We start from the raw sequence: 21,812 nt of genomic DNA on the forward strand, positions 1-21,812 counted from the left end.
GTCGAAAGTGCTTCGCCGAACACCTTCACAGGTCACAACGGAGCTGCAGTCTTTTCACAGCAGAACGAAAGGATCGGGCCGCACCGTTGAAGCATGAACACACAACTCCTCCCGGCGCTGCCCGCCGGTTCTCCGGGCTCGCGTAAGGGCCCTGGCACGTTTGGGGCCCGGCACCGCCGGCGCCTGTTGCGGGCGGACCTGCTGACGACGGCGGCCTGGGCTTCCCTTGCGGTCGCTGTGGCGTTGTGGCTGGCCGACGGCGTCGCAACGGGTTTCTCGACACCCGCCGGAGCGTTCACCGCCCTGGGCATTGTGGCCGGGCTGGCCGGCATGGACCTTGTCCTGCTGATGCTGCTGCTCGCGGCACGGATTCCACTCATTGACCAGACCGTGGGCCACGACCGCGCCCTGGAATTCCACCGGAAGCTTGGCAAACCGTCGCTCTACCTCCTGCTGGCGCACGGAACCCTCATCGCCACGGGCTACGGCTTGGCCGAGGGGCTGGATCCGCTCAGCGAAGCAGCTTCCCTCTGGGTGCTGGTGCCGGATATGTGGCTGGCCTTCATTTCGATGGCGCTCTTTGTCGCCGTGGTGGTGACGTCGCTGGTTGCCGTCCGCAGGCGCTTTCCTTACGAGTTCTGGTACGCCGTGCACCTGCTGACCTATGCCGCCGTCGTCACCTCGCTGCCCCATCAGTTCAGTGTGGGCGGGCTGTTCGCCGAAGGTACCTGGCAACGCTGGTACTGGCTGGCCGTATGCATCGCCACCGGCGCAGCCCTCCTGCATTACCGCGTCCTCGAGCCGCTCGTCGCAACATTCCGGCATCAGCTGACCGTCAGCCGCGTGGTCCAGGTGGCACCCGGTGTGGTCAGCATTGAGATGCACGGGCTGCGGCTCAATGAGCTGGCCGGAACCGGCGGAAGGTTCTTCATCTGGCGCTTCCTGGCTCCCGGCCTGTGGTGGCACCCGCATCCGTACAGCCTCTCCGCCGAGCCGCTGCAGTTCGATTCGTCAGGGCGGGGCCTGCTGCGGATCACCGTCCGCAACCTGGGGCGGGGATCGGCCCAACTTGCAGGCCTGCAGCCCGGGACAAAGGTCGCGGTGGAGGGACCATACGGCATTTTCAGCACCGCGGCACGGAGCCGGGACAAGGTGGTAATGATCGGTGCCGGGATCGGCATCACGCCACTCCGTGCCCTCTTGGAATCCACGCCTTTCGCACCGGGACAAGCCACCGTGATCCTCCGGGGCCGCAGTGAGCAGGAACTGTACCTCGGCGACGAAATCCTGGAACTTGCCCGGAACCGGGATTCCACCGTATTCCACCTGACGGGCGTCCGCTCGGCCCGGCAGCCGGGAAGCTGGCTCCCCGGCCATGCCACCGACGCCGGCTATCGGCTGACGGACTATGCCCCCGACATCGCCGCAGCGGACGTCTACGTCTGCGGCCCGGCGGCGTGGGCACGCAACGTTCTTGACGATGCCCGTGCCTCGGGTGTCAGGGAAGACCAACTCCACTACGAAAGGTTTGACTGGTGAGAATACGGGCAGCAATATCGGCAGCACTCGCCTGCGCAGGCATCCTCCTCGCCGGATGGCAATCAGGAATCCACGTGGAGGCTACGGGGAGCGCCGCGGCCAGCACGTCGGCGGGAGCCAACGGTGCCACGGGCGCCGACGGTTCGTCCGGCACCACAGGTTCTTCCGGTTCCTCGAGCTCCAGCTCGGGATCCACCACTGGATCCAGCTCGTCCGGCGCCACCGGGAGGGGCTCAGGCGCGGCAGCAGAACCCACCACGGGTGCCGCCGCAAAGGCCGGCGGGACGTATGCAGGAAGCGTGGTCCAGACCCGCTTCGGCGCGGTCCAGGTCCAAATCACGGTGAAGGCGGGGGCCATCACCGATGTAGAGGCCCTGCAGCTGACAGATGACGACCGCAAGTCCGTCCAGATCAGCAACCGGGCGGCACCCCTCCTTAAGGCTGAAGTCCTCGCCGCCCAGTCAGCCGACGTCCAGACCATCGGAGGCGCCACTGTAACCAGCGACGCCTACCTGAGCTCCCTCCAGGCGGCCATCGATGCAGCGAATCTCTGAAAACCACACCCGGGCTGAATCCCTGCGGCGGCCCGCGTTGCGGGCCAGGACCTTCAACTGCATGGGAACGGTAGTCAGCCTGACCGTTCCCTCAACCTCGGGCGAGGACGAGCTGGTAGCGGCCACCGCCGTCGTCGAACAGCTTTTTGCCGGGCTGGACGAGACGTTCAGCCTCTACCGCCCCGACTCGGAGGCGAACCGGATCGCGCGGGCCGAAATCATGCTGCCGGATGCGTCCGAGGACATGCGACGGCTCTACGCCGATGCCGTGGGCTGGCGGCTGGTGACCGAAGGGGCCTTCACCCCGGAACGGCCGGACGGCGTCCTGGACCTGTCCGGGATCGTGAAGGGATATGCCATCGGGGAGGCGGGGACATCCCTGCTGGCGCTGGGCCTTCGCGACTGGTGCCTTAATGCCGGCGGCGATGTCCTGGTCAGTGGATCGCCCGTGCCTGCGAGCGCCGAAGCCGGGACCGGGACCGGGACCACGGTATCCGGTTCCCGTGAGCCGTGGCGGGCAGGGATTGTCGACCCCGCGGACCGCCGCACCCTGATTGCCGGTTATCCGCTGGGCGGCCACCCGGAGGCGAAGCTGGCGCTGGCGACCTCCGGTTCCGCCGAACGGGGAGACCACATCTGGGCGGCTGGCGGAGGGACCGGAGCGGGCCGCGGGCCGGGCACCGTCGCCGGTGGCGGCCGGGCAGCTCCGGCGTTCCGGCAGGTATCCGTCGCTGCGGCGGACATCGTGACGGCCGACGTGCTGGCGACGGCGATCGTGGCCGGCGGGATGCCGATGCTGGACCGTGCCACGGACGGATGGGACATCGACGTACTGGCAGTCCGGGCTGGCGGCGGACTGGTCGCGACGCCGGGCTTCCGGCGGTAAGTTCCGGCGGATGCGCCAGCGAAAATTAGAGGCGGGTGAGCTGGCTGTAACGCGGCTGGAGGCCGTCGCCCGAGGACCGTCCGGTGACCCGGCGCATCACCCAGGGGCCGGCGTGCTCCCGCACCCAGCGGGCGTTGGCCCGGATGGCGTCCGCCCGGCTCAGCTCAGGGACGGGGGTCATGGGCGGCACATCGATGGAGTGGTCGTGCTCAAGGACGGTCAGCACCCTCTTGGCCATGTTCGCGTGTCCTGCGGCGGACATGTGCATCCGGTCCTTGGCCCACATGCCCCAGTCGTAGTATTCGCTGAAGCGCCAGTAGTCCACCAGCAGGGCGCCGTGGTCGCCCGCGATGCCGCGCACCAGCTCGTTGTAGATGGCGGTACGGCCGCGCATCGTGCCGAAAACCTTCGAACCACGGGCATCAAAGCCCGTAAACATCACCACGGTGGCACCCGTGGCACTCAACTTGCGGATGCCGGCGTCGTACTCCGCCAAAAGGCCGTCAATGTCTATTCGTGGACGGAAAATGTCGTTGGCCCCGGCGTAAATGGTCACCAAGGTGGGCTTAAGTTCGACGGCGGCGTCCACCTGCTCGGCCATGATCTGCCGGAGCTTCCGGCCCCGGATGGCGAGGTTGGCGTAGCCGAACGACGGGTCCGCGGCGCATAGCTGCTCAGCCACCCGGTCCGCCCAGCCGCGCACACCGTTGGGCCGGGCCGGATCGTCGTCGCCGAGCCCTTCCGTGAACGAATCTCCCAGGGCTACATAACGGGCGGAAAAATCCATATCGACAGTCTGCCATCCCGTTGCCGGGAGCAACAAAGCAGCGGGTTACCCGTTGGGGCCGTACGGCCGGTCAGGACTCCCGCAGGATCCAGTGGTCGGCATCCAGGCGGCCCACGATTTTCTCCCCGATGCGGGCCAGGTCGGCGACGTCACGATCGGTCAGGGCATCGAGGAACAGCGACCGGACGGCTTCCACGTGACCGGGTGCCAGCTCCACGATGGTGGCCATGCCGGCGTCGGTCAGGTGGGCGGTTGTCACGCGTGCGTCGCGCGGATGGGGACGGCGTTCCACCCACCCGCGGTTCTGCAGCTTGGTGACCACGTGGGACAACCGCGACAGCGATGCGCTGGTCCGGGCGGCGAGCTCGCTCATCGGCAGGAAGCGGCCTTCCGCTTCAGAGAGCATGGCGAGTACGTTGTAGTCGAAGAGGGAAAGCTTGCCCGCCGCGTGCATCTTTGTGTCCAGCGCCGCCGGCAGCAAGGTGTTAATGCTCAGCTGGGCAAGCCAGGCGCGGCGCTCATCGGCGTTAAGCCAGCGGGGTTCGGTCATGGATACATCCTAGGAGAAAAAATCATTGACAGTTCAAGCCCCGGCTGTCCGATGGAAGGAAGCGTCATGACGGACATCACGATCATTGGCACCGGCAACATGGCGGCCGGCATCGCCGCCCGGGCTGCCAGCGCGGGCCGCAGCATCCAGATCCTCAGCCGCGATGCCGTGGCTGCCTCCGCCCTGGCCTCCGCAACGAACGCCTCCGTCGGAACCACCGGGAAGGACATCGAAGGCAGCATCGTTATCCTGGCCACCTTTTTCGACGTGTCCAAGGAAATCGCCAGCCGTTACGGCACAACACTGGACGGTAAAACGATCGTGGACATCTCCAACCCCGTGAACACGGACACTTATGACTCCCTGACCGTGCCCGCCGGAAGCTCCGCGGCCGAGGAAATCCAGGCGCTGGTTCCCGGCGCGAACGTGGTCAAGGGCTTCAACACGGTCTTCGCCGCCACGCTGGCTGCCGGAGAAGTTGCCGGGCAGACCCTGGATGTCTTGCTGGCCGGCGATTCCGACGAGGCCAAGGCGGCCGTGGCCAGCTTCATCAATGATTCCGGGTTACGCGCCGTCGACGTCGGGCCGCTGCGCCGCGCGCGGGAGCTGGAAGCCTTCCAGCTGCTGGTGGTGGGGTTGCAGCTCAGCGACGCCCACCCGGAGTACAACTGGAACAGCGCGCTCAAGCTGCTTCCTTAGCGGCCCCGGACCGGGTCGGGTAACGCTCGCGGGGGCGATTCGGGAACGGGTAGGCTGTCCGCATGTACGTAGTCTCCCTGACCTACAAGGTCCCCGAAGAGATCGTCGATTTCCACCTCAAAGCCCACGTTGAATGGTTGCAGGACGCTTTCGACCGGGGCATCTTCATTGTGGCCGGCCGGAAAATCCCACGCACCGGCGCCCTGCTGCTCTCCAATGCGGACCGTGCCAGCCTGGACGCGTCACTGGTCAAGGACCCGTTCTACACGAACGGGGTGGCGGAGTTCGACGTCGAAGAATTCCATGCCGGCAGGGTGGCTCCGGGCTTCGAAAACCTGCTGGACAGCTAGTTTTCCCGGGGCTCCGGCCCGGGCATCTTCTCGACGAGTTTTTTCAGTCCGCCCTTCCTGGGGACTTTGACGGGTTCGGGCCACCGGGGACTGAGACTGTCCCCCAGCGTCACACCGCGCAGTTTGCGGCCAAAAAGTGGCAGCACCCAGTCATGCAGCCAGCGGCGTTGCCGCTGTTCCCACTCCCGCAGGCTCAGTTTCGACGGCGGATCCCACTCCAGCGGGCTGATTTTGTGCGGCACGCCCAGGTGGTCCAGGACCTGGGCGGCGAGGTATTTGTGGCCGGCTTTGGACATGTGCAGCCGGTCCGAATCCCACATCCGCCGGTCGTGGAACGCATCAAAGCACCAGTAGTCCACCAGCACGGCGTTGTACTTGGCCGCGATTTCCCGGACGCGCCTGTTATAGGCGGTATTGCGCTTCCTCAGGGGCTCCAGGACAGCGGACACCTTGACATCGAAACCGGTGAACAGCACCACCGTGGCACCCGTTCCGGCCAGCCGGGCCACGGCGGCTTCGTACTCGGCCATGAGCGCATCCACGTCGGTGCCGAAATCGAGGATGTCGTTGCCCCCGGCGTACAAGGTCACCAGCGTGGGTTCCATCGCGAGCGCCGGTTCCAGTTGTTCGTCGATGATGTGGCGAAGCCTCTTGCTGCGGATGGCGAGGTTTGCGTACTCCCACCCCGGTTCGGCTTTGGCCAGTCTTTCGGCCACCCGGTCAGCCCAGCCTCGCACCCCGTTGGGCAGCCGCTTGCTCCGGTCCCCCACGCCCTCGGTGAACGAATCCCCCAGGGCGACAAACCGCCGTCGCCCTTCCCGGTCCGGAAGTAAAGGAAATGAACCCACCCCGGCACCCTAGCCGCGAAAAGAAACGACAGGGTTAACGGCCAGCCACAGGAAGTGCAAGAGCGTTTGCGATTGAGCGACAGGAAGTGCGAGAGCGTGCCAAGAAAACGCGCAGGAAGTGAGAGAGCGTTGGAGTCAACCGGGAGGCCGGCGGGGAGGCATCCGGCAGCGTGCGTCTAAGCTGGGCCCACGGCGACAGGATTCCCTGGCCGAGCCTGCGAGGTTAGGGAGTCGCTGGCGAGGAACGAGCGAGCACGCAGAGGATGTCTGTGCGCCGGCTGAACTCGAGTCTTTAAAGCTCCGCTTTCCCCTGGCGCCAGTAGCCCATGAAGGCCACCTGCTTGCGGTCGATCCCGACGTCGCGCACCAGGTAGCGCCGCATCTCTTTGATGACTCCCGCTTCGCCGGCAATCCAGGCGTAGAACGGCATGGCTCCTGCGGGCATTCCGGGGTTTTTCGTGGCGGCAATGGCCGCGGTTTCCATCCTGGCAGGCGTTTCCCAGAGGATGTCCTGGTCCACGTCCACGTCTTCCGGTTCCGGTCCGGCCCCGCCGGACGCGGCCTTGATGCCCACCCAGCCTGGCTCGGGTACGGCGGCGCGGACGGCTTCCTGCAGCAGTTCGCCGTGCGGACGTGAGCGTCCGATCGAGGCGCCGCGTGCCAGCCAGGTGATTTCGACGTCGGCGTCCGACTTCAGGTCAAGGAAGTCGCCGGCCTCGGGGACTTCAAGGAACGCGTGCCCGCTCATATAGGCTGGAAGGCTTTCGAGGATGGCACTGATGGCGGGAACTGCCGTTTCGTCTCCTGCGAGCAGGACGCGCTGGGCCAGGCCCGGCCGCCACTCGATGCCGGAGTAGATCTCTGCAGTGACGCAGTGCGCGGCGCGGTTGTTGGGGCCGATGATCGTGAGCGCGTCTCCGGGCTTGGCGCCCAGTGCCCAGTTGGCTGCGGGACCGCCGTTGCCCGCGGCGTCGAAGTGCATCACGAAGTCCACGTCGATTTCGGGGTAGACGGCGTCGAGCCGTTCCTGCCTGACGGTGTAGGTCCGCATGGAGCCGCGGGTCGCCGGATCCATGGCCAGCCATTCCCGGTACCAGCCGGACTGCTCCATCTGGAAAACAGGCAGCGGCAGTTGGGTGCCGTCCTCGGCAAGGGACGGGATCATCAGCTTCACGCGCAGATCCAGGGTGCCGCCGTGGACGCCGAAGTCACGCAGGGAGTAGCCGCCAAAAGTGATGCGGCGGAAGTTGGGGCTCAGTTCCTGGACGGCGGTGACCGTCACGTCGAACGCCAGGGTCATGGGTTCGGTGGTGGCAATGTCGCGGGTTTTCATGAAACGAGCTCCAGTTCAGTTGCAGTGGTGTGGTGCCGGCCGAGCGGAATGATCAGCGGAGTGCCGGAAACGGGATCGGGAAGCACCCGCGATTCCAGGCCGAAGACGTCCCGGACCAGGTCCTCAGTGACCACGTCGGTGGAGGCGCCCTCGGCCACGATCCGGCCACCCTTCATGGCGATCACGTGGTCGGCGTAGCGCACCGCGAGGTTCAGGTCGTGCAGGACGATGGCCACGGTGGTGCCCCGCTTGCGGTTGAGGTCCGTGACCAGGTCCAGGACTTCCACCTGGTGGGCGAGGTCCAGGTACGTGGTGGGTTCGTCCAGGAGCAGCACGTCGGTCTCCTGGGCCAGCGCCATCGCGATCCAGACCCGCTGGCGCTGGCCGCCCGACAGTTCGTCCACGTTGCGCCCGGCGAGTTCCAGCGTTTCGGTGGCTTCAAGCGCGCGCTGCACTGCGGCGTCGTCGTCCGGTGACAAGCTACGGAAGAAGCCTTGGTGCGGATAGCGCCCGCGTCCCACGAGGTCGCGGACGGTGATGCCGTCCGGGGCCGTGGGATGCTGGGGCAGGAGGCCCAAGGTCCGGGCGACGTCGCGGGCGGAGCGGCTGTGGATGTCCTTGCCGTCCAGCATCACGGTGCCGGCGGCCGGCTTCAGCAGCCGGGACAGACCGCGGAGCAGGGTGGACTTGCCGCAGGCATTGGCGCCCACGATCATGGTCACCTTGCCTTCGGGAATTTCCGCATCAAGCCCGTCAACCACCGTGCGCTGGGCGTATTTGAGGGTGAGGTCCGTGGCGCGCAGAACAGCCATCTCAGGCATCCTTTCGGTTGGAAGTGACCAGCAGCCACAGCAGGAACGGTGCGCCCAGGGCGCCGGTGACCACGCCGACCGGCAGGACGGTGCCGTCCAGCAGCAAGGGCGCGATGTTTGCGGCAAAGTAGTCCGCCGCCAGCACGATCAGTGCCCCGACGAAGGCCGACGCCGGAAGGCTGGCTTTCGCGGTGAAGCGGCGGGCGATGGGACCGGCCAGGAAGGCGACGAACGCAACCGGACCTGCTGCCGCTGTCGCCACTGCCGCAAGGGCCACGGCAACCACCACAACAGCCAGACGGGTGAACCCGACCCTGATGCCCAGGCCGGCGGCGGTGTCGTCGCCCAGTTCCAGGATGCGCAGGGGGCCGGACAGCGCTGCAGCGGCCGGGACGAGGACCAGGAGTGCAAGCCCCAGCACGCCGGCGCGGTCCCAACTGGCGGAGTTGAGGGAGCCGTTGAGCCACACCAGGGCGTCGGCAGCGGTGCGGATGTCCGCCCGCGTCATGAGGAAGCTGACCACGGCGTGGAGTGCTGCGGCGATGCCCACGCCGGCCAGGATCAGCCTGCTGCCGGCGGCGCTGCCGGTTCCACCGGACCCCAGGGCCCCGCCCCGCGAGATGCCGTAGATCAGCGCGGCGACACCCAGTGCACCGGCGAGGGCCGCACCGGAGACCACGGCGCCGGACGCACCGAAAACAACTATGGCCGTGACGGCGGCGGCGCTGGCCCCGTAGCTGATGCCGATGACGTCGGGGCTGGCCAGCGGGTTGCGGAGCATGGTCTGGAAGAGAGCGCCGGCCAGGCCGAAGGCGGCGCCGATCATGGTGCCGATCACCGCGCGCGGAAGCTTGTTTTCCATCACGATGAAGCTTGCGCCGGGGATTTTGGGGCCGCCGGTGAGGTGGGCGAGCAGAATCTTGAAGAAGTCCGGGATGGTCACGGTGTAACTGCCCAGCAGCACACTGACGGCGAACAGGACCACGACGGCGAACGCCAGGACTGCGGTCCGGTTCACTGTGGTGCGGCTCAGCGTGGTGCGGTTCCGCACACCATCGCGAACGGACAGATCAGGCCCTGTTTTCGCGTTTTTGAGGGCATTATCTGCCCGTTCGCGCCCCGCGTGGGCCAGGTCAGACCTGCTCACAGCCCGGCCCCCTTCCCGCGGCGGACAAGCCACACGAACACCGGAGCGCCGACGAGGGCCGTCATGATGCCTGCCGGGACTTCGCCGGGCAGGAGGACCACGCGGCCCAGGATGTCGGCGGACAGCAGGAGCACCGGCGCCAGAACGAGGGAAAACGGCAGGATCCAGCGGTAGTCGGGTCCCGTGAGGAATCGGACGGCATGGGGAATGACGAGCCCCACAAAGCCGATTGGCCCGGCCAGTGCCGTGGCGGAACCGCACAGCAGCACGATGCCCAGGGCGGTGATGCCGCGGACCAGGCCAACCCGCTGGCCGAGGCCGCGGGCTATGTCGTCGCCCAGTGCGAGGCTGTTGAGGATCCGGCCCGTTGCCAGCACGATGCCTGCGCCAAGAATGAGGAACGGCACCCCGGGCAGCACCACGGACCAGTCGCGCCCGGCAATGCCGCCCACCTGCCAGAACCGGAACCGGTCCAGGGTGTCCTGGCTCGAGACCAGGATGACGTTCATCAACGAGTACAGTCCGGCACTGAGGGCGGCACCGGCGAGGGCGAGCTTCACCGGCGTCGCACCGTCCCTGCCCAGCGAGGCGACCAGGTAAACGAGGGCGGCGGCCGCCGCAGCGCCGATGAACGCGAACCAGATGTAGCCGGTCAGCGAGGAGATCCCAAAGACGTAGATTCCGGTGACCACGGCCAGCGCGGCTCCGGCGTTGACTCCCATGATGCCGGGATCGGCCAGCGGATTGCGGGCCACGCCCTGCATGGCGGCTCCCGCCAGGCCCAGGGCCCCGCCGGCGAGCAGTCCCAGGACAGTGCGCGGGATGCGGGCGTGGACCACAGCGTGGTTGCCGTTGGCCGGATCGAACCGGGCCAGCGCCCCCCACACGGTTTCGAGGGGAAGCCCGCGGGCGCCGACGGCCAGCGATACTGCTGAAACAAGAACAAGTACGACGACGGCGGCCAGCAGCCACGCGGCACGCCTTCCGGCTGCCCGCGGGGCCTTAAGTGTCCGTTCGCGCTGGGCGGGACGGCTGGAAGGCGAGCTCAAAGCATGGCCCGGACCCGCCGCCGTCGTACTTGTTGTCATCGCGGAATGCTTACTTCACTGCGTCCGCTGCGCTGGCAAGCTGCGGCAGGAACGTGTCCAGCGACCACGGCAGGCTCAGGGGCGATGACGCCGAGATGGACAGCGTGAGCGTGTTGTCCGAGTCGGCCACCAGGGCGCCGTTCTTGATGGCCGGGATCTGGCCGAGCAGGGGGTCGGCCTTGATGGAATCGGTGGTGGCGGCGTCAGGAACCCAGGTCACGAAGATGTCCGATTCGAGCTCGTTGGCCTTCTCAGCGGACCACGGGATGAAGAACTCCTTGGAGCCCTTCGAGTTCTCCTCCACAACGGGAGCCAGCGTCATGCCGATCTCCGAGAGGAAGCGCGGACGGTTGTCGTTGGCCGTGTAGACGTTCACGCCGTCGCTCTTGGCGGGTTCCAGGTTGCCGTAGATGAAGCTCTTGTCTGCCAGCTGCGGGTACTTGGAGACCTTGTCCTTGATGGTGGCTTCGGTGTCGGAGACCAGTTTGGCGGCCTCCACTTCCTTGCCCAGGGCCTTGCCGATGATGCTGGTGGAATCCTGCCAGGACGTGCCGTAGGCGATTTCGGGGTGGGCGACAACCGGCGCGATTTCGCTGAGCTTCTTGTAGTCCTCTTCCGTCAGGCCGGAGTAGGCGCCCAGGATGACGTCCGGGTTGAGCTTGGCGATCTCGGTGAAGTTGATGCCGTCCGTCTCGGAGAACTGGACCGGCGCCTTCTCGGTGCCGAAGCCGGCGCCGAGCTCTTCCAGCTTGGCGTCCTTCCACGGCGTGGAGCCCTTGTCATTGCCGCCCCACTCATTCTTGGGAACGCCGACCGGAACAACGCCCAGTGCAAGCGCAACATCGTCATTGACCCAGGAAACCGTGACGACGCGCTGCGGCTGGGACTCGATGATGGTCTCGCCGAAGACGTGCTTGATGGTGACGGGGAACTGCGAGCTGGCTGACTGGCTGGCCGTTGCGGTGCCGGCGCCGGATGCTGCCGGACCGGTGGAGCAGGCGGTGAGTGAAAGGGCGGCGGCGGCCAGGACGGCCGTCGCAGTGCCTGCGGTCTTGAGCAGGGCGCGGCGTGGGAGAAGGGAAGCCACGGGACTCCTTAAGTAAGTGATGCGAACTCAAGTAAGGCTAGCCTATCCTTCTGTGAATTACGGAAGCTTTGCGTAACGTAATTGTCTCAATGCTCCACCGCGGGCCGGACCTGGGTCAAAAGTGAGGAGTCGCACGGCCAAATATGTGGAGTATTGGGGGTGAACAGTGGTTCACTCTTAAGAGAGTAAACACGCGTTCACCCCGGTGGCCGCCACACGCCAGAAGGTTCCATGACCCAATCCCGCAGCAGATCCCTGTCCCCCGGCGCCATCACGGCGGTCCTCGCGCTGAGCGGAACCGTAGTGGCGCTCATGCAGACCCTCGTGGTGCCGCTCCTTCCGGACTTCCCCGGGATCCTCGGCGTGACGGCCGACGACGCCTCCTGGCTCGTCACCGCCACCCTCCTCTCCAGCGCCGTGGCCACCCCGATTGTGTCCCGCAGCGCGGACATGTACGGGAAACGGAAGATGATGGTGATCTGCCTGGCCATCATGGTTACCGGTTCGGTGGTGGCAGCCGTCGGGGGAAGTTTCCTGTGGCTCATCATCGGCCGGGCACTGCAGGGGTTCTCCTCGGCCTTGATTCCCGTGGGCATCAGCATCATGCGTGACGAGCTGCCCAAGGAAAAGATGGGCTCCGCCGTCGCCCTGATGAGCGCCACGCTGGGCATCGGCAGCGCCCTGGGCCTCCCGCTCGCCGGGGTTCTCTATGAGAGTCTGGGCTGGGAATCCATCTTCTGGGTCTCCGCTGCCGCCGGCGCCCTGCTGCTCGCCGCCGTCGTCCTGGTGGTCCCCGAATCCAAAGTGCGCACGCCGGGCCGGTTCGACTACCTCGGAGCAGTGATTCTTTCCGGCGCCCTGGCGGCACTGCTCCTGGCCATTTCCAAGGGCGGTTCGTGGGGCTGGGGTTCGGAGCCGGTTCTGCTGCTGTTTCTGGCCGCCGCAGTCCTCCTTGCCGCCTGGCTGCCGTACGAACTGAAGGTCAGCCAGCCGATGGTGGACCTCCGCACATCCGGCCGGCGCCCTGTCCTGCTGACCAACCTGGCATCCCTCCTGGTGGGCTTCGCCATGTTCGCCAACATGCTCCTGACCACCCAGCAGCTTCAGCTGCCCGCCTCCACCGGTTACGGGTTCCAGCTGAGCGTGATCACCGCGGGCCTCTGCATGGTCCCGTCCGGCCTGGCAATGGTGGTTTTCGCTCCCGTTTCGGGCGGGATCATCCGGCGCTTCGGCGGGAAGTCGGCGCTGATCGCGGGTGCCGCCGTCATGGTCGTCGGCTACGTGGGCCGCGTCTTTTTCTGGGATTCCATTGCGTCGGTGATCATCGGCTCCACGGTGGTGAGCATCGGCACCGCCATCGCCTACGCCGCGATGCCCACCCTGATCATGGGCGCCGTGCCCATCACCGAAACAGCCTCGGCCAACGGCCTCAACAGCCTGGTCCGGTCCATTGGAACCTCGACGTCGAGCGCAGCCGTCGCCGCCGTCCTCACGTCCGTGACCATCACCGTGGGATCCGCCCGCCTGCCGTCCTTCGAGGCGTTCAAGGACGTCTTCTGGATGGCTGCGCTGGCGTCCGCCGCTTCCATGGTGGCTGCGGTGTTCATTCCCCGGGCCGCGGCCGCCGCCAAGGCAGCACTCCCTGCACCCGCCGCCGAACTGGTGGTGCAGGGACGCGTCCTGACAGCCGACCGCCGCCCCGTCACTCCCGCCGTCGTCACCGTCCTGCAGACCGGCGGCGAACCGGTGGACTGGAGCCGGGTGGACAGTGACGGCAACTATTCCGTGGCGCTGCCCGGCGCGGGCAAGTACCTGATGGTGGCCAATGCCGCCGGCTGGGCGCCGATGGCGGAGGTATTCGACTTTGACGGCCGCACGCTGCAGCAGAACTTCCATCTGGAGGACCGCCTTGAACTCGCCGGAACCGCCTCAGCGGGCGGCACAGTGCTGCCGGACGCGGTGGTGACGCTGCTGCAGGCCTCCGGTGAACATGTGGCAACCGTGCGGACCGATTCAGAGGGCCGGTATTCGCTGCCGCTGCCCCTGGCCGGCCGCTACATCGTGACCCTGCTGCACCCGGCGACCCACCAGGCCATGGCACGGAAACTGGCGGTGGACAACCGCTCAGTGTCCGCGGACCTGGCAATGGACTCCCCGGCCGGGCAGCTGGTGGACGCATGAGCGCAGCCGGGATGTCCAGCCGCGATGCCGTCCTGGATTCCGCCGGGAGGCTGTTCGGCGAACGCGGCTACCGCGGCGTGACCGTCCGCGACATCGCCTCCGACGCCGGCGTCTCGGCGGCGCTGGTGATGAAGCTGTACGGTTCCAAGGAGAAACTGTTCGCCGCCGCCAAACCGGACGAATCGTTGCTGTCCGAACTCGACGTCCCGGCCGCGGAACTGGGCGCGACGCTCGTGTTCCGCGTGCTGATGCGGCGGGAGCGCGGGCTGCAGGAGCCCTGGGCCATGCTCCCGTTCACCATCCAGGACTCCCCGACGCCCGACGCCGCCCGCGCGGACACGCGTGAACGGTACCTTACAAGCATGGCCGGGCTCCTCGAAGACCCGACGCCGGACCGGCGTTACGCTTCCACGGTGGTGGCGCTCATGACCGGTTTTGGCGAGGCTGTACGCACGCTCGGCATGTTCGAAGGCTGGGACTTCGACGAGCTGGTGGCCCACTACGGGGCGATCGTCCAGTCCCAAATCGACGCCTGCCGGCCAGCCCGTCCCTGACAGGCTGGCCGGCAGCCGGACCTTCGGCCCGGCAATCAGCTGGACGACATGCTCAGCAACAGCGCCTTGAGAGCCTGGCCCTCGGCGCCTTCCAGCCACGACCTGGCCGCCTCGTCGCTGGAGAAGGGCTTCTCGATGAACCGGACATCGGCCACCAGGACCTTGTCGCCGACCCGGATGATCCCGTCAACCCGGGAATCCTCCCCGGCGGGAGGCGCCCCGGCCGTCAGGTGCATGCGGTAGGTCGGGTTGTCATCCATCCGGTCCACATAGAAGGAATAGTGCGCGGCGGGAGCGGGCTGCTGGCTTAGTCCCGGCACGGGCTCGGACTCGAAGACGGTCCTGGCCACCCGATGGCTGACAGCATCCGCCACCTGCCCGTAATACACCGTTGCCTGCTCGGTACCACCCGCGTCGAAGACGGTCGCCGTACCCGACAGTGAAGGATCCCCTGCCCCGGTGAACAGGTCCACCCGCCAATCCGCCGGGTGCTGGAACGACAAGCGCCCGCCCGGGAACGTATACGTCGCGGTGCTGGCAGAAGCGGGAGCGGACGACGACGGCGGGGTGCCTTCCGCCGTCGAACTCGGCGTGGTGGGGGCAGACGTCGCACCCCCCGATTCCGAGGGAACGCTGACGCCTGACGGCGATACTCCGGAGGAGGCCTCAGTGACGCCCAAACCGCAGCCGGACAGGCCGAGGACGGCCGCGGCAGCGAGGGCGGGGATGAAGGGGACGCGACGCGCAGAGTGCATGATGGTGCCTTTCCCGAAAAGGCCGTCAGCTCGGTGGGACTGGCTTCCGGCCTGCCGTTGGGGCCGTGGCTCGCGGCGACCCTACGGGAGCGTGTGGCGATGTGTTGTGCTCTACAGAATCGCACGCACGGCAACCGCCCCTCCAGAGGAACAACAATAAATCCATCGATTTGTTATAAATCACCGCGGCGACGTCTGACCCGGCGAAAAGTGAAAGAGCGTCCGCCCAAACCCGACAGGAAGTGAGAGAGCGTCCGCCCAAACCCGGCAGGAAGTGAGAGAGGATCCGGATGGGCGGGTGGGGTCAGCGCAGGACGATGTCCACCGGGTTCGCCTCGGACCTCCACTGCCCGTCGGCCCCTCCCCCGATTACTGGTGCCGTGAGCACGCCGGAGCGGTTGGTGCGCTTGTCCCGCAGGATTTCCGTCACGGAGCCGAGGTGCCTGGACAGGTCGATCACGTTCTCCGGCGCCGCCAGCAGCAACTGGAAGCCGAATTCGTGCAGCGCCTTGATGCCCGCCCCGGCGAACTCCTCCGACGCGAGGACAAACGCCTCGTCCATCATCACGGTGCCGTAGGTGGTGAAGCCCTGCTCGGCAATGCCCAGCTGGTAGCTCAGGGCAGCAGCCATGATGAACGCCGTGAACCGCTGCCGCTCGCCGCCGGACATGGAGCCCGTGTCCGCGTGCATGAACACGTCGGTCCGCTTGCTCCCGCGCGGGCCCTGTACCTCCCGGTGCTCCTTGCATTGGATGAAAAGGTGCCCGCGCACGTCCAGCACCTCTGCCCGCCAGCGCCGGTCCTCCGGCGTCTGCGAGCCCAAACGCTTCACGAGCGTTTCCAGCGACTTGTAACGGTTGGTGAGCTCGGCGTCGTCGTCCGTTTCCGGGGTGGAGGCGCCGGAACCCGTAGCCGCCGCACCTGCGGACCGCGAGGGCCGGGTGTGCCGGGTCCTCAGTGCGTTCTGGATGGCGTCCTTGAACTGCTTCGCGCTGGGCGGCAGCGTCTGCTTGATGTCCAGTTCCAGGAAGCTGCCCTCGTGGAAGTTGACCTCGGACAGGATCCCGTTCAGCGGCAGGATCCGGCTGGTGATGGACCGGCGCTCCTCGTCCAGCAGGTGCAACAGCGTGCTGAACGATTCGTGCGTGCGCTGGTTAAAGAACTGCCGGAACTCGGCCTCCTGCGCGGGCAGGCCGTCGCTGACAATGGCGTGGTACCGGGCCTCGAACTCCCCCGCGGCGCCGATGGACGTGCCGTGGTCCGCGGAGATCGCAGTGCCCCATTCCCGCACGAACCCCTCGAACATCCGGGTGAGCCGCTCGGACGTGGCCTGGCCGCGGGACTCGGCCGCGTGCAGCTCGGCGAGGAGCCGGGTCCGCACCTGGTTCGCCACGTTGTCCAGCTCGTGCATTTCCGTGATGTCACCAGCGCCGGCAAAGTAGGGTTCCAGCGCTGTAACGGTGGCGTCCGACGGCGGTGCCTGGTCCAGGCGCGTCCGCGCGGCGTCCAGCAGCGAATCCGCGGCGGTGAGCTGCTGGTCCAGCGCCTTGTATTCACTCTGCAGGACTGCTGCGGCTTCGGTGCTGGACTGGTGCTTCTGCCGGACCGCTTCTATGTTTGCCCGCAGCGGTTCCAGGTCGGCCTGCGCGGCGAGGGCATCCCGGAGGCGCTGCTCGATCTTCGCGAGCTCGTCCTGCGCCACCGCGGCGGACACCTGCTCCCAGGGCCGGTGGTCCTCGGCGATCCGGCGCAGGGCCTCCAGCTGGCGGGTCATTCCCTGGTGCGACTCTTCGCGGCTTTGCGCCAGTTCAGCGGCTTTGGCCAGTTCCTGCTGCAGGTCCTCCACCTGCGCGGCCACAAGCTCAAGCTTCGAGGCGTTGTCGAAGCCGAGGACGTAATCCTGCCTGCTGGTGAAGCGGTCGTCCTTCTCCACGGTGTGGCGGTTTCGCTTGACCACACCGCCCAGGCTCAGGCCCTTGTCCAGCGCAGCGAGTTCGTTCGGGTCCTCGACGCAGGGGTACGCGAAATCAACCGCGATCCGCTCACGGATCCACTGCCCGGCGTCGCCCGCCGTCCCGGTGGTGAGGATGTCCAGCTTGGTGAGCAGGTCGCCGTCGGCCACGTCCTCCACGGCCAGGGCGCCGCCGGCGAGCGGCTTGGACACGTCGACGGCGCGGAGCGCGCCGCGGATGGAGTGGTCGTTCAGGTAGCGGGTGACGGCCGCGAAGTACTCGCCGGGAACCAGGAGCGTGGTGGCGAGGTTCCGCAGCGCGCGTTCGGCGGCCGGCCGCCACTGCTCCTCCCCTTCGGCCAGGTCGATCAGCTCGCCGCCGAACGGCATCAGCTCCTCCGGCACACCCGTTGCAGAGGCGATCGCGGTCCGGTTTTCAATGCTCGACGGCGGCAGCAGGGACTTGCGCGTCTTCAGCGAGACGAGTTCCTGCTGAGCCGCCGCAAGTTCGCGTTTCCTGGTGGCATGGCCGTCGAACGCCTCGAAGCGCAGCTCCTTGAGCGCTTCGGAGTCGTCCTGCAGTTCGGCGGAGCGTGCGGCCGCCTGGGTGTGGGCCTGCTCCCAGCCCTCGGACGTCCACTCGAGATCGAGTCCGGCATCGGCCAGGGCCTTCCGCGCCGAGTCCTCGACCTGCTGGCGGAGCTTCAGCCCCACCCGGGCGTTTTCCAGCGACTGCTCGATCGCGGAGATCGCGTTGCCGCCCTGGTTGTTGTAGTCCGCTTCAAGCTGCCGCAGGTCCTTGGCCAGGCTGTCCCGGACCGCGCGCTCGGCGCCGAGCTCCTTGGCTTTCGAGTGGGCGAGCCCCTTAAAGCGGGCCAGGGTCGTCTCGTGGACAGTTACGGCGAGCTGCTGCTTGTACGCATCGAACTCTTCGCCGGCAAGCTCACGGAGCCGGTTCGCATCCAGCAGGGACTGCGCATATTCCTTGTTCAGGCCGGGAACCGGGGCGAGCTGGTCGCGCTGCTGGCGCACGTCCTCCAGCCGCTGGCGGATGGACATCAGGTTGCTGAATTCCTCGACGACGTCGTCCGCCGCGGCCAATGTGGCGGGCGCGTCCAGCACCTGGTCCCGGAAGAAGGTGTTGACGCTGCCGCCGAGGCCCTTGCCGGCCTGGATCACGCGGAGCAGCGGCAGGGCCTGGTCCGAATTGATGCCCAGCAGGCGCCGGAACCGCTCGGCGAACGCCTTGTGCACATCGAAGACCTGGGCGTCCGGGAAGATCGCATCCAGTGCAGCCTTGGTGAAGCGCTTCTCCGCAATTCCCTCGATCGCGGCAAGGTCCAGCGGCTGGTTGTCAATCAGGTAGTACCGCCCGACGCTGGATTCCGTGCCGTTCTTTGGCAGGTCGAACAGCGCCGACACCGTCACCTTCGTACCGGCCGCGTTATCGAACGTCAGGGCGACGGCGGACCACGTGGCGCCGGGCCGCTGGAAGGCACTGGCCGAGCCCTCGCCCACGGCCTTGTCCCCCACCTTGCCGCGCATGTAGGTGAACGTGGTCCGTTTGTCCTCCACGGCACCGGAGCGCTGGGCGGCGGCCTCGTTGGACCGCGGCCTCGCATCGAAGACCCGCAGCATCGCGTCGAACAGCGTGGACTTGCCGACGCCGGAGTTGCCCGTCAGCAGGGTGCCGTTGCGGTCCACGTGCATCGTGTGGGCGCCATGGAACGTGCCCCAGTTGACCACCTGGACCAGCGCGAGCCGCATCTGTCCGGGGTTGGTGAGCTCGCCCATCGGCAGCATGGTTGCGATGCTCACTTGGTGGTTCCTTCCTCGTCTTCAGTGTCGTCATCCGAGCGAACGGGATTCTCGCCGTCGAGCTCTATCAGCGCTTCCGTGCCCGCGGGGTCTGCCGTGGCTGCTACCAGGGCTTCGATGTGGGCGGGGATGTCGCCGATGTTCTCGAAGGGGAGGGCCAGCGGGAGGGCGTTGGAGATGGCGAAGACGTCGTCGAGGCCGGTGGTGATGAGGAGCTGGCGGGCCAGGAGCTTGGTGATGGCGCGGTTGACGACGTCGGAATCGCGCAGCGCGTCCTGCTGGCCGGACGGCTGGTAATGGGCCACGAGTTCGGCGATTTCCTCGCGCGTAATCGTCGGATCCGTCTGGGCCGTGACATGGCGGTCCAGGAGGAGCCGCAGGCGCAACAGCACGATGGTCTCCACCCGGCTGAGCGCACGCTGCTGGCGCAGGATGCTGGAACGGGTGCTTCCGCCGATGGCGTCCGGGTCCACCGGGCGGAGAACTGCCACCTTGCGTTCGTGGTCCAGCTGGAGGGTCAGGAACAGCTCGGAAAGGCGGCTGCGGAGGATCAGCTGGTTGTCCAGCAGTGTGGTCCAGAGCTTTTCGTCCCGGCCGCCGTCGATGTACGGGCCCTTCAACAGCTTGACGAGGGCCTGTCGGACCTTCATGGGGAGCACGCCGGTATCGCCCGGGAAGAGCGCGGCACCGTCCACGAAGGTGTCGCGCGGGGTCACCGTAAACGGCTCGGCGTGGATGTGTTCGGGAGCGGGGTGCGCTTCCGGAGCGTCACCGACGACGGCGGCATCCGCCGTCGTCGTAATCTCTTCAGTCATGCGAATCCTTTGTGAGGGTGACCACCGGCAGGAAAGCCTTGCGGGTGGTGCCGTCTATCTGTTCGAAGTCGATGGCGTCCCAGCCGGCGCGGTCGAATCCGGCGCCGTCCTGCAGTGCGTGGGACAGCAGTGCGCGGATGGAGTTGATGTGGCGTTCCTCCGGCGGAAGCTGGCCCCAGGCCTCCGGGAGCGTCGCGGCCCCGGCGAGCGCGGCGCGGATGGCTGCCGGTTTGGCCTTTCCGGTGCGCGGCGAGCGCACGCGATCCGAATCGTTGAAAGCGATGGGATCGGCAAGCCTAGGTGGCGTTGCGAACTCGTCCGGGTCGAAGAGCTTGACCATGGACAACGATTCGAAGCCCGCATTGAAGAGCGCCGGTCCGGGCACCAGTCCCGGGCGTTCCCGTTCGTAAGGCAGTGAGCGGATGGCCTGTTCGGCTTCGCGCAGCACCTTGCGCAGCCGCACGGACTGGCGGAAATCGTCGCTCTGCACGTACGTGTTGAGGCTTTCGCTGAGCTTGCCGTAGATCCGCTGGATCTGGCTGTGCTGGGTCCGCAGTTCGGCCACCAGGTTCTTCAGCGTCTCCCGGTCCTCATGGCTGAGGTCGTCCGCGAACTGGCGGCTGAGCACCTCGCCGATCGCCGAGCGGAAACGCAGCTGCTGCTGGGGATCCTCCAGGAACGCGGTGAAGGAACGGAACGTCCTGCCCTCGGGGCTCTGCCGGAGCCGCTTGTCCGCCTCCAGCACCTGCGCCATCGTGGCCCCCTTGCTGAGGGACTCCTCGATGATCTGGTTGCGAAGCTCGCCCACCAGTTCCTCGATCCGGTCACGCATCTTCTTGTAGTCCGCCGGCAGGCTGGCCGCGAGGTCCAGGATGTTTCCGGCGGCCTCCACGGCCTCGTCGTCGTCCAGCAAGCCGTCGAAGTCGCCGGAGCTGATGTCTTCGATGAGCTGCTGCCGCTCCTCGATCTCGTCCTCGAGGGACTCCAGCCGGGCGGTCTGGTCCGGGTTCGTCTCATTGGCGAGCTTTTCGACGTCGCCCAGCAGTGTCCCCAGCCGGGAACCGTTCAGGGTGGAGCGTTCGCTGGAGAGGCTGTCCAGGAAGGCGAGGACGCGGGCAGCGGGCTCCGTGACTTCGTACACGATCTGCCCCGACTGGTTGCGGCGGGTCAGGAAATTCTTGCGGGTCCATTCATCGCCGAAGGACTTCCCGTTGGCCATCCCGCCCAGCCCGGGGTCCTGGCGGCGGAGCTGCTCAAGGAAGGCGTCGACGTCGGCATGGAACTCTTCCAGCGGAAGCTGCGGACGGGTGCGAGTGAAGGAAGCCTGCAGGACTGCGATAACCCAGGGCGCGGACCTGGTCAGCGCCCAGGCCGGCCCTTTGGTCAGGAGTTCGAGGTCCCGGAGCCGGGCACTGATCGCGTCCGAGGAGGACGGGGCGGATCGGGACACACACTCTCCTTCAGCTGCCGCAAGACTCGTCGGGCAGCGGAAAACCCGAAAACTGCCAACTACAAGGTTAACGCAGTGGCCCGCGCGGGCCGTCCGGGTCCCCGTTGGCGGCTGCATCCGCTCGCAAGCCCTGTTACGCATGTGACTGGTGGGGTTTCAGTGACCGCACCGTGACCTACGCCCCGGTAGCATTTCGATCCCGTATCAACCCCCGCGCCACGGCACGCCGGGTCTGGTTGGCAGTGCCGCCCGCACCCTACGCTCGTGCTACTTGATCCATCCAGGCAATGACGCAGGGGGAAACCATGCAGTTCGATCTCAGCGCAGTTGAAACAGGCACTCTGGTGTTTATCGGAACACTGGTGTTTGCGATGCTGATTGTGGGTTTCATGATGACGGCCGCTTTCCTGGCCATGGTGCTCGTGGGGGTGGGCCGCTTCGCCTGGTTCATCGTCGCCGGCACCCTGCTGGGACTGGTCCACGGCATCAACCACCTGTGGGACCGGCTGGTGCACCACGCCTCCACTGTGGAGCTCCCCGGCGACTTTCAGGGCCAGCCTGCCCCTAGCACGGGAACCTACCCGCGGGTAGCATTGAGGGACAGCTGA

Annotated in this window: 20 protein-coding genes; 8 read left to right on the forward strand and 12 right to left on the reverse strand. The window is 66.9% G+C overall.

From position 1 onward, the window contains the following. Window positions 1–93: 93 nt before the first annotated feature. The 3 genes from Q8Z05_RS06720 to Q8Z05_RS06730 all read left to right on the forward strand — a co-directional run bounded on the left by Q8Z05_RS06720 (window position 94) and on the right by Q8Z05_RS06730 (window position 2,979). Window positions 94–1,539: a ferredoxin reductase family protein gene (locus Q8Z05_RS06720; RefSeq protein ID WP_305942699.1), complete on the forward strand. Its 1,446-nt coding sequence runs from the start codon at window positions 94–96 to the stop codon at window positions 1,537–1,539. Beyond that, window positions 1,536–2,093, forward strand: a complete 558-nt coding sequence (locus Q8Z05_RS06725; protein WP_305942700.1) for an FMN-binding protein — start codon at window positions 1,536–1,538, stop codon at window positions 2,091–2,093. Before Q8Z05_RS06720 ends, Q8Z05_RS06725 begins: the two co-directional genes overlap by 4 nt. A 61-nt stretch (window positions 2,094–2,154) precedes the next feature. After that, window positions 2,155–2,979 carry an FAD:protein FMN transferase gene (locus Q8Z05_RS06730; protein ID WP_305943500.1) on the forward strand — a complete coding sequence of 275 codons (825 nt, stop codon included), beginning with the start codon at window positions 2,155–2,157 and terminating at the stop codon, window positions 2,977–2,979. Between the two features lie 25 nt (window positions 2,980–3,004). Here Q8Z05_RS06730 and Q8Z05_RS06735 read toward each other — a convergent pair whose 3' ends face one another. Both Q8Z05_RS06735 and Q8Z05_RS06740 read right to left on the reverse strand, forming a co-directional pair. After that, window positions 3,005–3,766: an SGNH/GDSL hydrolase family protein gene (locus tag Q8Z05_RS06735; protein ID WP_305942701.1), complete on the reverse strand. Its 762-nt coding sequence runs from the start codon at window positions 3,764–3,766 to the stop codon at window positions 3,005–3,007. Between the two features lie 70 nt (window positions 3,767–3,836). After that, window positions 3,837–4,316 (reverse strand): MarR family winged helix-turn-helix transcriptional regulator, encoded by a 480-nt coding sequence (locus Q8Z05_RS06740; RefSeq protein ID WP_305942702.1) that lies wholly within the window; start codon window positions 4,314–4,316, stop codon window positions 3,837–3,839. Between the two features lie 66 nt (window positions 4,317–4,382). On the opposite strand from Q8Z05_RS06740, the gene Q8Z05_RS06745 reads away from it, so the two are divergent. Next, a complete protein-coding gene (locus tag Q8Z05_RS06745; protein ID WP_305942703.1) occupies window positions 4,383–5,015 on the forward strand; it encodes an NADPH-dependent F420 reductase in 633 nt (210 codons plus the stop codon). 62 nt (window positions 5,016–5,077) lie between these two features. Then, window positions 5,078–5,365, forward strand: a complete 288-nt coding sequence (locus tag Q8Z05_RS06750; protein WP_305942704.1) for a YciI family protein — start codon at window positions 5,078–5,080, stop codon at window positions 5,363–5,365. On the opposite strand, the gene Q8Z05_RS06755 is transcribed toward Q8Z05_RS06750, so the two are convergent. From Q8Z05_RS06755 to Q8Z05_RS06780, 6 genes are all read right to left on the reverse strand, one after another. Beyond that, window positions 5,362–6,213 (reverse strand): SGNH/GDSL hydrolase family protein, encoded by an 852-nt coding sequence (locus tag Q8Z05_RS06755; RefSeq protein WP_305942705.1) that lies wholly within the window; start codon window positions 6,211–6,213, stop codon window positions 5,362–5,364. The two genes, Q8Z05_RS06750 and Q8Z05_RS06755, sit on opposite strands and share 4 nt — an antisense overlap. A 292-nt stretch (window positions 6,214–6,505) precedes the next feature. Beyond that, window positions 6,506–7,546, reverse strand: a complete 1,041-nt coding sequence (locus tag Q8Z05_RS06760) for a siderophore-interacting protein (protein ID WP_305942706.1) — start codon at window positions 7,544–7,546, stop codon at window positions 6,506–6,508. After that, window positions 7,543–8,358, reverse strand: coding sequence for an ABC transporter ATP-binding protein (locus tag Q8Z05_RS06765; protein ID WP_305942707.1), 816 nt, complete (start codon window positions 8,356–8,358; stop codon window positions 7,543–7,545). Before Q8Z05_RS06765 ends, Q8Z05_RS06760 begins: the two co-directional genes overlap by 4 nt. A 1-nt stretch (window position 8,359) precedes the next feature. Then, window positions 8,360–9,391: a FecCD family ABC transporter permease gene (locus Q8Z05_RS06770; RefSeq protein WP_305943501.1), complete on the reverse strand. Its 1,032-nt coding sequence runs from the start codon at window positions 9,389–9,391 to the stop codon at window positions 8,360–8,362. A 110-nt stretch (window positions 9,392–9,501) separates the two neighbouring features. Next, a complete protein-coding gene (locus Q8Z05_RS06775) occupies window positions 9,502–10,593 on the reverse strand; it encodes a FecCD family ABC transporter permease (RefSeq protein ID WP_305942708.1) in 1,092 nt (363 codons plus the stop codon). A 10-nt stretch (window positions 10,594–10,603) separates the two neighbouring features. Then, window positions 10,604–11,680 carry an iron-siderophore ABC transporter substrate-binding protein gene (locus Q8Z05_RS06780; RefSeq protein ID WP_305942709.1) on the reverse strand — a complete coding sequence of 359 codons (1,077 nt, stop codon included), beginning with the start codon at window positions 11,678–11,680 and terminating at the stop codon, window positions 10,604–10,606. A 231-nt stretch (window positions 11,681–11,911) separates the two neighbouring features. Between Q8Z05_RS06780 and Q8Z05_RS06785 the strand changes: the two genes are divergently transcribed. Together Q8Z05_RS06785 and Q8Z05_RS06790 are read left to right on the forward strand one after the other, a co-directional pair. Continuing rightward, complete coding sequence (locus Q8Z05_RS06785; protein ID WP_305942710.1) at window positions 11,912–13,861, forward strand: MFS transporter; 1,950 nt, start codon at window positions 11,912–11,914, stop codon at window positions 13,859–13,861. Then, window positions 13,858–14,415, forward strand: coding sequence for a TetR/AcrR family transcriptional regulator (locus Q8Z05_RS06790; RefSeq protein ID WP_305942711.1), 558 nt, complete (start codon window positions 13,858–13,860; stop codon window positions 14,413–14,415). Before Q8Z05_RS06785 ends, Q8Z05_RS06790 begins: the two co-directional genes overlap by 4 nt. Before the next feature lie 35 nt (window positions 14,416–14,450). On the opposite strand, the gene Q8Z05_RS06795 is transcribed toward Q8Z05_RS06790, so the two are convergent. From Q8Z05_RS06795 to Q8Z05_RS06810, 4 genes are all read right to left on the reverse strand, one after another. Next, window positions 14,451–15,170, reverse strand: a complete 720-nt coding sequence (locus Q8Z05_RS06795) for a hypothetical protein (RefSeq protein ID WP_305942712.1) — start codon at window positions 15,168–15,170, stop codon at window positions 14,451–14,453. Between the two features lie 304 nt (window positions 15,171–15,474). After that, complete coding sequence (locus Q8Z05_RS06800; protein WP_305942713.1) at window positions 15,475–18,939, reverse strand: ATP-binding protein; 3,465 nt, start codon at window positions 18,937–18,939, stop codon at window positions 15,475–15,477. Continuing rightward, the gene (locus tag Q8Z05_RS06805) at window positions 18,936–19,754 is read right to left on the reverse strand and encodes a DUF4194 domain-containing protein (protein WP_305942714.1); all 819 of its coding nucleotides are present in this window, start codon (window positions 19,752–19,754) and stop codon (window positions 18,936–18,938) included. The genes Q8Z05_RS06800 and Q8Z05_RS06805 overlap by 4 nt, the downstream gene beginning before the upstream one ends. Further along, window positions 19,747–21,204 carry a DUF3375 family protein gene (locus tag Q8Z05_RS06810; protein ID WP_305942715.1) on the reverse strand — a complete coding sequence of 486 codons (1,458 nt, stop codon included), beginning with the start codon at window positions 21,202–21,204 and terminating at the stop codon, window positions 19,747–19,749. The genes Q8Z05_RS06805 and Q8Z05_RS06810 overlap by 8 nt, the downstream gene beginning before the upstream one ends. A 305-nt stretch (window positions 21,205–21,509) precedes the next feature. On the opposite strand from Q8Z05_RS06810, the gene Q8Z05_RS06815 reads away from it, so the two are divergent. Further along, entirely contained in the window at window positions 21,510–21,812 is a 303-nt protein-coding gene (locus Q8Z05_RS06815; protein WP_305942716.1) for a hypothetical protein, read from the forward strand.

This window comes from Arthrobacter oryzae (genome assembly GCF_030718995.1).
Lineage (GTDB): Bacteria > Actinomycetota > Actinomycetes > Actinomycetales > Micrococcaceae > Arthrobacter > Arthrobacter oryzae_C.